This window comes from Streptomyces sp. NPDC048436 (assembly GCF_043200355.1).
In the GTDB taxonomy this organism is placed as follows: Bacteria; Actinomycetota; Actinomycetes; order Streptomycetales; family Streptomycetaceae; genus Streptomyces.
This window is the reverse complement of sequence record NZ_JBICXP010000004.1, coordinates 168520-180954: the sequence shown is the minus strand read 5'-3', so window position 1 is coordinate 180954 and position 12435 is coordinate 168520. Positions and strand designations below refer to the sequence as shown.

The following is a 12435-nucleotide window of genomic DNA, read 5'->3' as shown; positions in this document are numbered from 1 at the left end:
CGCTGCCGCTAGGCGGCGAGCCCCAGCGCGGCCATGCGCTTGGTGTGCGCCTCGGTGATCCGCGAGAACATCCGCCCGACCTCGGCGAGGTCGAAGCCGTCGGCGACGCCCCCGACCAGCATGGTCGACAGCGCGTCCCGGTCGGCGACCACCCGCTGCGACTGCGAGAGCGCCTCGCCCATGAGCCGTCGCGCCCACAGCGCGAGCCGCCCGCCCACGCGCGGGTCCGCGTCGATCGCGGCGCGCACCTTCTCCACCGCGAAGCTCGCATGCCCGGTGTCGTCGAGCACACCGAGGACGAGCCCCCGGGTGTCGCCGTCGAGCCGCGCCGCGACCTCCCGGTAGAAGTCACTGGCGATCGAGTCACCCACGTACGCCTTGACCAGGCCCTCGAGCCAGTCGGACGGCGCCGTCTGCCGGTGGAACCCGTCGAGGGCGGCCACGAAGGGCTCCATCGCCTCGGTGGCGTCCGCGCCGATCGCCGTGAGCCGGTCCCGCAACCGCTCGAAGTGGTGGAACTCGGCCGACGCCATCTTCGCCAGTTCCGCCTTGTCGCCGAGCGTCGGCGCCAGCTTCGCGTCCTCCGCGAGCCGCTCGAACGCCGCGAGCTCTCCGTAGGCGAGTGCCCCGAGCAGGTCCTCCACCGCGGCGCGGTAGTGCGGGTCGGCGGAGGCGGTCTTCCAGTCCTGGGCGGCGATTCCGGTGGGTTCGGCAGGCTTGTCAGCGGCGGTGTCAGGCGTGTCCATAAACCGCACAATAGCCCGCGCGCAGCAACGCGTAAGGGGCTGGCCGGTGACTGTGACGACGGCTACGTGACATATTCGGCCGACACGGCTGCGAGATTCCGGGGTACAGTGGTAATGCACCCGCCGAATATTCGTCGGGTCGTATGAATGAGGATGCCCGGTCGGAGGCCCGATCGGCTCCGAACCGACAGCCCTCCAGGCAGTACGCACAGTGCGTACGGCATGAGGAGGGAACCTCAGCGGTATGAGCGCTCGAGCGCAGGCAGTGGTCCCGCGCCCCCGGCCCCGCCCCCCAAGCAGCCGGCGGTAGTGGCACGGTCACGACCCCCAGCGTTCGCCTCAGGCCGCGTCTCACAGAAGAGGCAATGCCCTGACTACGACTTTCCGCGATCTCGGAATTCTCCCCGAGACGGCCGAGGCCCTTGAGGCCGTCGGCATCATCAGTCCTTTCCCCATCCAAGAGATGACGCTGCCCGTCGCGCTCTCCGGCAGCGACGTCATCGGCCAGGCCAAGACCGGCACCGGCAAGACGCTCGGCTTCGGACTCCCGCTCCTTGAGCGTGTCACCGTCCCCGCGGACGTCGAGGCGGGCCGGGCCAAGCCCGAGCAGCTGACCGAGGCGCCGCAGGCCCTCATCGTCGTCCCCACCCGTGAGCTGTGCCAGCAGGTCACGAACGACCTGCAGACCGCCGGCAAGGCGCGCAATGTCCGCGTCCTCGCCATATACGGCGGCCGTGCCTATGAGCCGCAGGTCGAGGCCCTCAAGAAGGGCATCGACATCGTCGTCGGCACCCCGGGCCGGCTGCTCGACCTCGCGGGTCAGAAGAAGCTCAACCTCAAGCACGTCAAGTGCCTGGTCCTCGACGAGGCCGACGAGATGCTCGACCTGGGCTTCCTGCCCGACGTCGAGCGCATCATCAACATGCTTCCGGCCAAGCGCCAGACGATGCTGTTCTCGGCGACCATGCCGGGCGCGGTCATCGGCCTGGCCCGTCGCTACATGTCGCAGCCCACGCACATCAGCGCCACCTCGCCGGACGACGCGGGCCAAACCGTCGCGAACACGAAGCAGCACGTGTTCCGCGCGCACAACATGGACAAGCCCGAGATGGTCTCGCGCATCCTGCAGGCCGACGGCCGCGGACTCGCGATGATCTTCTGCCGTACGAAGCGGACCGCCGCCGACATCGCCGAGCAGCTCGAAAAGCGTGGCTTCGCCTCGGGCGCCGTCCACGGCGACCTCGGGCAGGGCGCCCGCGAGCAGGCGCTGCGCGCCTTCCGCAACGGCAAGGTGGACGTGCTCGTCTGCACCGACGTCGCCGCCCGTGGCATCGACGTCGAGGGCGTCACGCACGTCATCAACTACCAGTCCCCCGAGGACGAGAAGACCTACCTGCACCGCATCGGCCGCACCGGCCGCGCGGGCGCCAAGGGCATCGCGATCACGCTGGTCGACTGGGACGACATCCCGCGCTGGCAGCTGATCAACAAGGCTCTTGACCTGGGCCTCGGCGACCCGGTCGAGACGTACTCCAGCTCTCCTCACCTGTACGAGGAGCTGAGCATCCCGGCGGGCACGAAGGGTGTGCTTCCGCGCGGCGACCGTACGCGTGCCGGGCTCCGTGCCGAGGAGGTCGAAGACCTCGGCGAGACCGGCGGCAAGGGCGGATCGCGCGGCCGTGACCGCGACCGCGACCGTGGCGGCCGTGATCGTGACCGTGGCGGCCGTGACCGCGCTGTCGCTCCCGAGCCGGAGCGCGAGCAGCGTGAGGCGCGTACACCGCGCCGACGCCGTCGTACGCGATCGGGTACGCCGCTGGAGGCCCCCTCCTCCGTGGCGGTGGCCGAGGCCGCCGCGCCTGCGGCCGCCCCTGAGGCCGAGCTGCCGGAGCCGCGTGCGCCGCGCCGCCGTCGCCGGACGCGGAACGGCTCGGAGGCCGCCGAGGCTGTCGTCGACACGGTCGAGGCCGTGGAGACCCCCGAGGCGGAAGCCCCGGCGACGAAGCCGCGCCGCCGCACCCGCAAGGCCGCGGAAGCCGTGGCCGAGCCGGTCGAGGCCGTCGTGGACGTCGTGGAAGCCACCGAGGCAGAAGCCCCGGTATCGAAGCCTCGTCGCCGGACCCGCAAGGCTGCGGAAGCCGTCGTCGACACGGTCGAAGCCGTGGAGACCCCCGAGGCCGACGCCCCGGCGACCAAGCCCCGCCGCCGTACCCGCAAGGCCGCCGAGCCGGTGACCGAGGTCGCGGAAGCCGCCGAAACCGAGGCCCCGGCCACCAAGCCGAAGCGCCGCACCCGCAGCAAGGCTGCCGAGGCTGTCGTCGACACGGTCGAGGCCGTGGAGGCCCCCGAGGCGGAAGCCCCGGCGACCAAGCCCCGCCGCCGCACCCGCAAGGCCGCCGAGCCGGTGACCGAGGTCGCGGAAGCCGCCGAAACCGAGGCCCCGGCCACCAAGCCGAAGCGCCGCACCCGCAAGGCTGCGGAGCCCGCGGTCGAGGCTGTAGAGAGCCCCGAGGCCGACGCCCCGGCAACCAAGCCACGCCGCCGCACCCGCAAGGCAGCGGAAGCCGTGGTCGAGACCGTCGAGGCCGAGATCCCGGCCCAGTCGACGGAAGAGACCAAGCCGCGTCGCCGTACGCGTAAGGCCGCGGAGGCCCCGGCTGCCGCCGAGGAGCCGACCGTGGCGAAGCCGCGTCGCCGTGCGCGCAAGGCGGTGGCCACACCGGCCGAGGAGAGCTGACGCGCTCCGCTGAGGTCCAACGCCTGAAGGCCCGGCTCCCCGCAGGGGGAGCCGGGCCTTCTGCGCGCCATCCCGACCGCTCAAGGCCCGCCCCCGGCGGCTAGCCTCGACACATGAGCAGGCCCCCGACCTTCACCCCGCCCCCCGGCGTCGACGCCCGGCGACTGAACACCGCTCGCGGAGACTTCGCCGCCCTCGACGCCCGCCCGGCCGGCCAGGCCAGAGGCACCGTCCTGCTGCTCCCCGGGTTCACCGGAAGCAAGGAGGACTTCATCGCTCTGCTCAGGCCCCTCGCAGATGCCGGGTACCGCGCGGTCTCCGTCGACGGGCGCGGGCAGTACGAGACCCCCGGCCCCGCCGAGGACGAATCCCCCTACGCCCAAGCCGAGTTGGCCCAAGACGCCCTCGCCCAGGCCGACGCCCTCGGCGGCAGGCCGCATCTCCTCGGGCACTCCCTGGGAGGGCAGATCGCCCGCGCCGCCACCCTCCGCGCCCCGGCGGACACCTTCGCCTCGCTCACCCTGATGTCATCGGGCCCCGCCCGGATCTCGCCATCGCAGCAGGCCCGCGCCAAGATGCTGACCGACGCGCTCTCCGTCCTGTCCATGGCCGAGGCCTGGGCCGCCATGCAGGCCGTGGATCCGCCCGAGGACACCGACGTCGACGGCGACGCCCTGCGCGAGCGCTGGCTGCGGCACAGCCCCGCCCAGCTCATCGCCACCGGCAAACAGCTCTGCGCCGAGCCCGACCGCGTCACGGAGCTCGCCGCCATCCCGCTGCCCAAGCACGTCGTCTCCGGCGAGCGCGACGACACCTGGCCCATCGCGTGGCTCGACGACATGGCGGACCGGCTCCGCGCCCACCGCACGGTCATCACCGGCGCCGAGCACTCCCCCAACACCGACCGCCCGGCGGAGACCGCAGCCGCGCTCATCAGCTTCTGGGACGGGATCAGCGCCGGCCAGTAGTACGTGGCCGGTACCGCGTGGCTAGTACCGCGTGGCTAGTAGTGCGTCTGCAACCGTTCCCAGAAGCCGTCCCGCAGCGCACGCCGCAGATCCGACTGCCCCCGCAGCGAGTACGCGAGCAGCTTCTCCGCCTCCACCAGAAGCTCCTGGTCAACCGAACCCGGCAGATAGGGATGCCCCGGCAGCAGATCCACCAGCGCCGCACGCCCCCGCTCCGCCAGCCACTTCGCGGCGATCTGCGCGCCCACGAACCGCACGTCCTCACGCGAGGGCCGCGGCGTGCCCGCCGTCTCGTACGTCGTCACGGTGCGCCGCGACACGTACGGCTTGAAGAACTCGAGGTCGAACGTGCGCTGACTGTCGACCTCCCACAGCAGCGGCTCCGCCTGATTGCGGCCGCCCTCCGCCGCCTCGATGCCCCACAGATGAACCCGCGCGCCGTACCCCTGCGCCGCCTCCACCGCCGAGACCAGGTCCTCGTCGCCGCCGATCAGGGCCGCGTCGCTGATCGCGCGGTGCCTGGCAAGGGACTCCAGATCCGTCCGAATGAGGGAATCGACACCCTTTTGCTGATTGTTCGCGTTCAGGTTGCCCAGGCGCACCTTGACGTCGGGCAGCTCGGCGATCGACTGCTGCTCCACCGTGTGGATGCGGCGGCGCGCGCCGTCGTACCAGTAGACGCGCAGCAGACGGCTGTCCGCGAAGATCGTGCGCGCCTTGTCGATGAACGCCTCGATCAGCCCCTCCGCGTCCAGATCGAAGGCCCGCCGGTCCTCCGTGCCGACCGCGAGCCGCCCCGCCGCCGCGTACACATACCCGGCGTCGACGAAGATCGCGTGCGTGGACGGTGTCTTCGCCACCTCGGCGAGCACACGCTCGAGGAGTCCGTTGGTGCGCTCCAGCTGGGCGCTGATGTCGATCTCGTCGTTCATTGAGGTTCATTGTCCCGCTGGTCACGCAGCGAACACAACCGGTCTCGCTACTCGTGAGTAATTAGTCTGTCGAAAAATTTCCTTAGCGTAGGGAATGTTTGCTGGGGGCAACCCGTTGTACCCGTATGGAACGCCGGACACAGCTGTCCCGGCGGCCACAATGAGTAGTTCTCCTTCAGGAGGATGACCAGACGAAGGGAGAAGCCATATGCGCTTCGAAATCATGCGACTCGACGACGTCGACGGCAACGCCGTGGACCGGACCGTCGTGGACGCCGCCTCCGTCAATCGGATCGTGCAGCAGGCCGCAGCGATCGGCCAGCGCATCTACATCCGCCCGGCCGAATCCCCGGCCTCGTAACGCACATGTGGCGGCACATTCGTGTGCCGCACAGGTTGTAACGATCAGGTTGTGACGAACAACGGTGAAGGGCCCTCGTACGCAGATGTACGGGGCCCTTGGCATGCCCGGCCGCCCCGGCGAGGTCGCCGGGGGCGGCGGCGCGGGTCTAGCCGTTGACCACCTGCGTCACGCCGTTGATGATCTGCTGGACCGCGATCGCGGAGAGCATCATCCCCGCGAGGCGCGTCACCAGGACCACGCCGCCGTCCTTGATGACCCGGATGATCAGCAGCGAATAGCGCATCACCAGCCACAGCACGACGTGCATCGCCACGATCGCCGCCCAGACGGAGATCTGCGTACCGACGCTGTCGGCGTCCTGCACGGCCAGGATGACCGAGACGATCGCGCCGGGGCCCGCGAGCAGCGGCATGCCGAGCGGTACGAGGGCGACGTTGACGTCCTTGGTCTGCTTCGGCTCGTCGGTCTTGCCGGTGAGCAGGTCGAGCGCGATCAGCAGGAGCAGCAGCCCGCCCGCGATCATCAGCGCGGGGACGGAGACATGCAGGTAGTCGAGGATCTGATGACCCAGGACCCCGAAGACCGCGATCACACCGAAGGCGACGCACACGGCCTGGAAGGCCATCTTCTTCTGCACCTTGGCGGGCCTGCCCGAGGTGAGACCGAGGAAGATCGGCGTGATCCCGGGAGGGTCCATGATCACGAAAAGGGTGAGAAAGAGGGATCCGAAAACGGCAGCGTCGAACACAGTGATGGCCTTGCAGAGAGTGGTGAGAGTGGTGAAGTGCTACGAAACGCCGCGCGGCAGGGCGGCGCGAAGGGGCGCGTGAGAGTTACGCGGTGGCGCTTCCGCCCGCGCCGGGCACGGGGAACGCCCCGGTGGCCCGTCGCGTGATCTCCCCGTAGATCTCGGGGTCGGTGGTGAACTCCCCGAGCACGCACGTCTTGCGGCTGCCGTGGTAGTCGCTCGACCCGGTGGCGAGGAGGCCGAGGTCCGCGGCGAGGCCGTGCAGCCTGGTGCGGGTGGCCGGTTCGTGGTCCATGTGGTCGACCTCGACGCCGTCGAGACCGGCCGCGGCGAGCGCCGCTATCGCGGCCTCTGGCACGACCTGCCCGCGCTTGACGGCCGCCGGATGCGCGAAGACGGTGACGCCGCCCGCGGCCTTGACCAGGCGGATCGCGTCGAAGGGGTCGAGTTCGTGCTTCTCGGCGTACGCACGGCCGCCGTCGGCGAGCCAGTCGGACGTGAAGGCGTCCGAGACGGTGGGCACGACGCCCAGTTCCACCAGCGCCTCGGCGATGTGCGGGCGGCCGACCGAGCCGTCGCCCGCGATGCGCGCGACCTGCTCCCAGCTGACCGGGACGCCGAGTTCCTGAAGCTTGCCGATCATCGCCTTCGCGCGGGGCACCCGGTCGTCGCGCACGAGCTCGCGCTCACGGGCGAGCTCAGGCTCGTGGGGGTCGAAGAGGTAGGCCAGCATGTGCAGGCCCACGCCGTCGAGGCGGCAGGAGAGTTCGGCGCCGGTGACGAGGGTGAGGCCCCGGTCGAGTGTCGCCAGGGCCTTGATGGCTTCCGCGTACCCGCGGGTGCTGTCGTGGTCCGTGAGCGCGACGACGTCGAGCCCTGCGGCGGCGGCGTTGCGCATCAGCTGCGCCGGGGTGTCCGTGCCGTCGGAAGCGGTGGAGTGGGTGTGCAGGTCGATGCGCACGACGCGTACTCCAGGCTCTGACGGTACGGATGCGGAAGTCCACGGGGGACGGTCGCAAGGGGGACGCTCAAGGATAACGGGAGGCGACCGCTCCACCACCCGCCCCGGACGAGACCCCCCTCACCCTCAGCACCGGCGCCGCCCCCACCTCACGGCATCAAAATCCGCGGCGAAAGCGCCCCGCACGGCAGCAGGTCCACCTCGGCGCCCGCGTCCCGCAGATCGGTCAGCACCAGCTCGTCGTACATCAAGAGCCCCGACTGCTCCGGCCACGCGATCGCCCACAGCCACAGCCCCCGCGCCTCGCCCGCGAAGACCGCGCGGTCGTCCGGCGTGCCCGCCACATGCCACATCGGGGTCGGCCGGCCGGCCGCGAGCAGCTTGGCCTGCGGGGGTTTCTCGACGTTCAGATACGGGCCGGGGTCCGGGCCGTCAATGCCCGCGTACCGCGCGCCGAGACCGACGCCGAGCTCCTCGGCGACAAGCACCAGCTCGCCCATGCCGCCGAGCGGCGCGGGCCCCGAGCAGGCCACAGCGGTCGCACGGCCGCCGCTGCGGTCGTCGCCCGCGCAGGCCACACCCGTGAAGAGCCAGCCGACCGGCAGCGGCCACGGCATCCACACCGGCACCTGCGCACGGTGCACCACGACCTGGAGGGCCTCGACGCTCGGCGGGATCACAGGCTGCAGCGGATGCACGGTCCCGTGCACATCGCACTGCCAGGAGTCGGCAAAGAGACCGGGAGCCCTGACCCGGCCACCACACTTCGGGCAACTGGGTTCGCCCCTCATAGCGACCAACGGTCCTCCCCGGCCGTCCCCCCGTCAAGGACGATCACCCGTCCGGTGGCCCTGTCACCAGGCAATATTAGATGTAGCTTGCATCTTTTAGTCTCGCTAACTAATATGTGTATACGTCAACGACCTCGACGGAAGCCGCTAAGGAGCTGGCATGAACAGCAGCACAGGAGGGCCCCGTGAAGGGGACCCGTTCGACGAGGGGGCGACCAGCCTTCTGCGGCAGCCGAAGGCCGTCTGGGCCACGGCCGGCGCGTCCGTCGTCGCTTTCATGGGCATCGGGCTCGTCGACCCGATCCTTCCCTCCATCGCCAAGGGCCTGGACGCCTCCGCAAGCCAGGTCTCCCTGCTCTTCACCTCGTACTTCCTGATCACCGCCGTCGCGATGCTGGTGACCGGCTTCGTGTCGAGCCGGATCGGCGGCAAGAAGACCCTGCTCCTCGGGCTCGCGCTCGTCGTGGTCTTCGCGGGCCTCGCCGGAACCTCCGGATCGGTCGGCGAACTCGTCGGGTTCCGCGCGGGCTGGGGCCTTGGCAACGCGCTCTTCGTCTCGACCGCGCTGGCCGTCATCGTCGGCGCCGCGGCCGGCGGCAGCGCCGCGGCGATCCTGCTCTACGAATCGGCGCTCGGCCTCGGCATGGCGTGCGGACCGCTGCTCGGCGCGGTGCTCGGCAACGCCAGCTGGCGCTACCCGTTCTTCGGCACCGCGGTCTTGATGGCCGTCGGCTTCCTCTGCATCACCGCGTTCCTCAAGGAGCAGCCGAAGCCCGCGCAGAAGACCTCACTGCTCGCGCCGATCAAGGCGCTTGGCCACGGCGGGCTCGCGTCGGCCGCCGCCTCCGCGTTCTTCTACAACTACACGTTCTTCACGGTCCTGGCCTTCACGCCGTTCGTGCTGAACACGACCCCGTACAAGTCGGGTGCGATCTTCTTCGCCTGGGGTCTGCTGCTCGCCGTCTTCTCCGTGCTCGTGGCCCCACGGCTGCAGGCGCGGATCGGCTCGCTGAAGGTGCTCGGCGGTTCGCTCGTGCTGCTCGCGGTGGACGTGCTCGTGCTCGGCTACGGCAACCACACGACGGCCATCGTCTGCACGATCCTGTCCGGCGCCTTCATCGGCGTGAACAACACCGTCTACACCGAGCTCGCGCTCGGCGTATCGGACGCGCCGCGGCCGGTGGCCAGCGCCGGTTACAACTTCGTCCGGTGGTTCGCCGCAGCCGCCGCGCCGTTCTTCGCGCCGAAGATCGAGGAGTGGAGCAACATCCACATCCCGTTCGTCGTCGCGGCCGTCACGGCGGTGCTCGGCGCGGTCGTGGTCTATGTCCGCAGAAATTCCCTCGCCCACGAGGCCGAGGAGCTCGAACCCCAGCACGCGGCGGAGGACGGCGTCACCGTCTTCGCCAACTGAGGCTCCCAGCAGAGGAGTTCAGTCCAGGGACACGGACCTGCGCAGCGGATCGCGCAGGTCCGTCCCGCTGTTCAGCCAGCGCTCCTGGAGAGCCTGCGCCCCATGCACCCGCTTCCACGCGGCCTCGTTCGGCGTCATGGGCAGCAGCGGCAGGACCCGTACGGGCTCCATCGGCTCATCGAGCTCCAGGTCCTCCACCAGACCGCCCGGCTCCGCCACCAGGACCGACGTGAACTGCGCGCCGGGCCACAGCGGTTCGCCCACGTCGAGCGAGGCACCCGGCGCCACGATCAGGCCCTCGACCTGCGGCGAGGCCGCCAGTACCGCGAGGGGGCGCAGCACCTTGTCCGTGTCGGCGACGCCACCTCGTACCGAAAGGACCAGTTCCGCTCGCGGGCCCTTGACCGGGTCGGCGAGCGCGGCGGTGGGGTCGGCCATCGGCTTGCCCGACATGCCGAGGGTGGCGTAGCGGACCACGTCCCCGTCCGTGAAGCGCAGCACTTCGACGCGGTCGGTGCCGAGGAAGGTCACCGCGGCGCGGGCGTCCGGTTCACCGAGGGCAGTGCGGAGACGGGCTTCGACCAGAGCAAGAACATCAGCCATGACGCGAGCATAGAACTCGTCAGTGTGGGGTAAAGGCGGGGCTTGACACTTCAGTCGGCTGATAGTGTTGGCCGCTGGTCCCGGGCAGCACGCAGAGCGTGCTCTCAAGCCCGGCCAGATGACTTCGCGCGCTACGCGCTTGGGACTCCCCTACGGGGGACCGGCCGGAGGAGGTGGGGCTGCCATGGATCGAAGTCGACCGTGCAGTACCACCCGTTCTTCCGTCTGACACCTCACGCAGCCCTGTAGCTGCCACTGTGCGCCTGTACTCCCCGTGCTCGCGTGCGACGGAAGAGCACTTCGTTTCCACCTGATCTCTCTGATTTCTCTGTTCTCTGAATCTGAGTCAGTAGCGAAGCTGCCACCGCGATGGTGCGGTGCTCCCCGCTTTGTGGACGTGCCAAACATCCTCAGCAGGACGTCCTCATTCCGGGTAGTTCCACCCGCCGCCGGCGGCCTCCGTCAAAGGAGCCTGCCCATGTCGATGATCCGTGACCTCCGCGCCGCCGTTCGCCCCTCGCTCCGCAAGGATGGCAGCCCCTACAGCTCGTACGACACCACGCGCGACCCGACCGCCGCCTCCGCCGTCGTCGACTGCGCCGTCTACCGTGACGGCCGCCGCGCGGCCTGCGACGACACGCTCACGCCGCACGAGGCGATGCTCCAGGTGCGGCGCGACGGCGGCTTCGCCTGGATCGGTCTGCACGAGCCGACCGAGGCCGAATTCGCCGGTATCGCCGCCGAGTTCGGGCTGCACCCGCTCGCCGTCGAGGACGCGGTGCACGCCCACCAGCGGCCCAAGCTGGAGCGCTACGACGACACGCTCTTCACCGTCTTCAAGACCATCCACTACGTCGAGCACGCCGAACTCACCGCCACCAGCGAGATCGTGGAGACCGGCGAGGTGATGTGCTTCACCGGCCGGGACTTCTTCATCACCGTGCGGCACGGCGGCCATGGCTCGCTGCGTGCCCTGCGGCGCAGGCTCCAGGAGGAGCCCGAGCTGCTCGCCAAAGGGCCGTCCGCCGTCCTGCACACCATCGCCGACCACGTCGTCGACGGTTATCTCGCGGTGGCCGACGCGATGCAGGACGACATCGACGAGGTGGAGACCGAGGTGTTCTCCGCGCCGAGCAAGGGCAAGGGCTCCGCGCGCGGTGTCGACGCCGGGCGGATCTACCAGCTCAAGCGGGAGGTCCTGGAGTTCAAGCGGGCCGTCTCCCCGCTGCTCCGGCCCATGCTGCTCCTGAGCGAGCGGCCGATGCGGCTCGTCGACCCGGACATCCAGAAGTACTTCCGTGACGTCGCCGACCACCTGGCCCGCGTCCAGGAGCAGGTCGTCGGCTTCGACGAACTGCTCAACTCGATCCTCCAGGCCAACCTCGCGCAGGCCGCGGTCGCGCAGAACGAGGACATGCGCAAGATCACCTCCTGGGCGGCGATCATCGCCGTGCCCACGGCGGTCTGCGGGGTCTACGGCATGAACTTCGACCACATGCCCGAGCTGCACTGGCGCTTCGGCTACCCGATGGTCCTCGGCCTCATCGGCGGCGTCTGCTGGGCCATCCACCGCACCCTCAAGCGCAACGGCTGGCTGTAGCCCGCCACTCGATAGGGTGCGCGCATGACAGAAACGCTGCTCGCCCGGGCCCTCGTCGAGGAGGCCACCAAGAAGTCGGGCCTCATCTGGGTGCGCGGCGAAGAACCGGCCCGCGCCCTGTGGCACGTGTGGCACGAGGGCGCCGCGCACCTCGTCGGCGACGGCCCCGGCGAGCAGCCACTGCCGGGACTCGTCGACGGCGGCTGGGCCGAAGTGACCGTACGCAGCAAGGACAAGGGCGGCAGGCTCATCGCCTGGACGGCCCTGGTGACCGAGCTCGCGCCGCGCTCCGATGCGTGGGAGGCGGCCGTCGCCGAGCTCAAGGGCAAGCGCCTGAACGCCCCCGACGGCGAGCGGATGCCGCAGCGCTGGGCGGACGAGTGCCGGGTGGTCCGGCTCACCCCGCGGGAGACGGTCACCGACCTGCCCGACGGCTCCCTCGCGGCCCCGCCGCTGCCGACCCCGGCGACCACCCGGCAGCCGGTGCCTCAGGCGCTGCCGCGGCTGCTGTTCAAGCGGAAGAAGCAGAAGGGCTGAGCCCCGGCGCGGGCGGACCCCGTCGCGCCCCTCT

Annotated in this window: 12 protein-coding genes; 6 read left to right on the top strand and 6 right to left on the bottom strand. The window is 70.3% G+C overall.

What is annotated here, in order from left to right; translation table 11 throughout:
• Window positions 1-8: 8 nt before the first annotated feature.
• Complete coding sequence (locus ACGFX9_RS15685) at window positions 9-746, bottom strand: ferritin-like fold-containing protein (RefSeq protein WP_393471028.1); 738 nt, start codon at window positions 744-746, stop codon at window positions 9-11.
• Between the two features lie 463 nt (window positions 747-1209).
• On the opposite strand from ACGFX9_RS15685, the gene ACGFX9_RS15680 reads away from it, so the two are divergent.
• Both ACGFX9_RS15680 and ACGFX9_RS15675 read left to right on the top strand, forming a co-directional pair.
• Window positions 1210-3483, top strand: coding sequence for a DEAD/DEAH box helicase (locus tag ACGFX9_RS15680; RefSeq protein ID WP_393471025.1), 2274 nt, complete (start codon window positions 1210-1212; stop codon window positions 3481-3483).
• Between the two features lie 113 nt (window positions 3484-3596).
• Window positions 3597-4451: an alpha/beta fold hydrolase gene (locus ACGFX9_RS15675; RefSeq protein WP_393471022.1), complete on the top strand. Its 855-nt coding sequence runs from the start codon at window positions 3597-3599 to the stop codon at window positions 4449-4451.
• A gap of 35 nt (window positions 4452-4486) precedes the next feature.
• Here ACGFX9_RS15675 and ACGFX9_RS15670 read toward each other — a convergent pair whose 3' ends face one another.
• Window positions 4487-5383 carry an NYN domain-containing protein gene (locus ACGFX9_RS15670; protein WP_393471019.1) on the bottom strand — a complete coding sequence of 299 codons (897 nt, stop codon included), beginning with the start codon at window positions 5381-5383 and terminating at the stop codon, window positions 4487-4489.
• A gap of 208 nt (window positions 5384-5591) precedes the next feature.
• Here ACGFX9_RS15670 and ACGFX9_RS15665 point away from each other — a divergent pair, with 208 nt between their 5' ends.
• Window positions 5592-5744: a hypothetical protein gene (locus ACGFX9_RS15665; RefSeq protein WP_393471016.1), complete on the top strand. Its 153-nt coding sequence runs from the start codon at window positions 5592-5594 to the stop codon at window positions 5742-5744.
• Between the two features lie 148 nt (window positions 5745-5892).
• On the opposite strand, the gene ACGFX9_RS15660 is transcribed toward ACGFX9_RS15665, so the two are convergent.
• From ACGFX9_RS15660 to ACGFX9_RS15650, 3 genes are all read right to left on the bottom strand, one after another.
• The gene (locus ACGFX9_RS15660; RefSeq protein WP_393471014.1) at window positions 5893-6495 is read right to left on the bottom strand and encodes a MarC family protein; all 603 of its coding nucleotides are present in this window, start codon (window positions 6493-6495) and stop codon (window positions 5893-5895) included.
• An 85-nt stretch (window positions 6496-6580) separates the two neighbouring features.
• The gene (locus ACGFX9_RS15655; protein WP_393471011.1) at window positions 6581-7456 is read right to left on the bottom strand and encodes a PHP domain-containing protein; all 876 of its coding nucleotides are present in this window, start codon (window positions 7454-7456) and stop codon (window positions 6581-6583) included.
• Window positions 7457-7605: 149 nt separating this feature from the next.
• Entirely contained in the window at window positions 7606-8247 is a 642-nt protein-coding gene (locus ACGFX9_RS15650) for a DUF6758 family protein (RefSeq protein ID WP_249587912.1), read from the bottom strand.
• Window positions 8248-8407: 160 nt separating this feature from the next.
• Between ACGFX9_RS15650 and ACGFX9_RS15645 the strand changes: the two genes are divergently transcribed.
• Window positions 8408-9661: an MFS transporter gene (locus ACGFX9_RS15645; RefSeq protein WP_393471008.1), complete on the top strand. Its 1254-nt coding sequence runs from the start codon at window positions 8408-8410 to the stop codon at window positions 9659-9661.
• An 18-nt stretch (window positions 9662-9679) separates the two neighbouring features.
• Here ACGFX9_RS15645 and ACGFX9_RS15640 read toward each other — a convergent pair whose 3' ends face one another.
• Entirely contained in the window at window positions 9680-10264 is a 585-nt protein-coding gene (locus tag ACGFX9_RS15640) for a suppressor of fused domain protein (RefSeq protein WP_393471005.1), read from the bottom strand.
• A gap of 478 nt (window positions 10265-10742) precedes the next feature.
• Here ACGFX9_RS15640 and ACGFX9_RS15635 point away from each other — a divergent pair, with 478 nt between their 5' ends.
• Together ACGFX9_RS15635 and ACGFX9_RS15630 are read left to right on the top strand one after the other, a co-directional pair.
• The gene (locus tag ACGFX9_RS15635; protein WP_393471002.1) at window positions 10743-11864 is read left to right on the top strand and encodes a magnesium and cobalt transport protein CorA; all 1122 of its coding nucleotides are present in this window, start codon (window positions 10743-10745) and stop codon (window positions 11862-11864) included.
• Window positions 11865-11888: 24 nt separating this feature from the next.
• Complete coding sequence (locus ACGFX9_RS15630; RefSeq protein ID WP_393470999.1) at window positions 11889-12401, top strand: hypothetical protein; 513 nt, start codon at window positions 11889-11891, stop codon at window positions 12399-12401.
• The last annotated feature ends 34 nt before the right edge of the window (window positions 12402-12435 follow it).

What these genes read in the sequence shown, in the direction of transcription:
- ACGFX9_RS15685 (WP_393471028.1), bottom strand. Translation starts at nt 746, where the DNA reads ATGGACACGCCTGACACCGCCGCTGACAAGCCTGCCGAACCCACCGGA.
- ACGFX9_RS15645 (WP_393471008.1), top strand. Translation starts at nt 8,408, where the DNA reads ATGAACAGCAGCACAGGAGGGCCCCGTGAAGGGGACCCGTTCGACGAG.
- ACGFX9_RS15630 (WP_393470999.1), top strand. Translation starts at nt 11,889, where the DNA reads ATGACAGAAACGCTGCTCGCCCGGGCCCTCGTCGAGGAGGCCACCAAG.
- ACGFX9_RS15680 (WP_393471025.1), top strand. Translation starts at nt 1,210, where the DNA reads ATGACGCTGCCCGTCGCGCTCTCCGGCAGCGACGTCATCGGCCAGGCC.
- ACGFX9_RS15650 (WP_249587912.1), bottom strand. Translation starts at nt 8,247, where the DNA reads ATGAGGGGCGAACCCAGTTGCCCGAAGTGTGGTGGCCGGGTCAGGGCT.
- ACGFX9_RS15665 (WP_393471016.1), top strand. Translation starts at nt 5,592, where the DNA reads ATGCGCTTCGAAATCATGCGACTCGACGACGTCGACGGCAACGCCGTG.
- ACGFX9_RS15670 (WP_393471019.1), bottom strand. Translation starts at nt 5,383, where the DNA reads ATGAACGACGAGATCGACATCAGCGCCCAGCTGGAGCGCACCAACGGA.
- ACGFX9_RS15675 (WP_393471022.1), top strand. Translation starts at nt 3,597, where the DNA reads ATGAGCAGGCCCCCGACCTTCACCCCGCCCCCCGGCGTCGACGCCCGG.
- ACGFX9_RS15635 (WP_393471002.1), top strand. Translation starts at nt 10,743, where the DNA reads ATGTCGATGATCCGTGACCTCCGCGCCGCCGTTCGCCCCTCGCTCCGC.
- ACGFX9_RS15640 (WP_393471005.1), bottom strand. Translation starts at nt 10,264, where the DNA reads ATGGCTGATGTTCTTGCTCTGGTCGAAGCCCGTCTCCGCACTGCCCTC.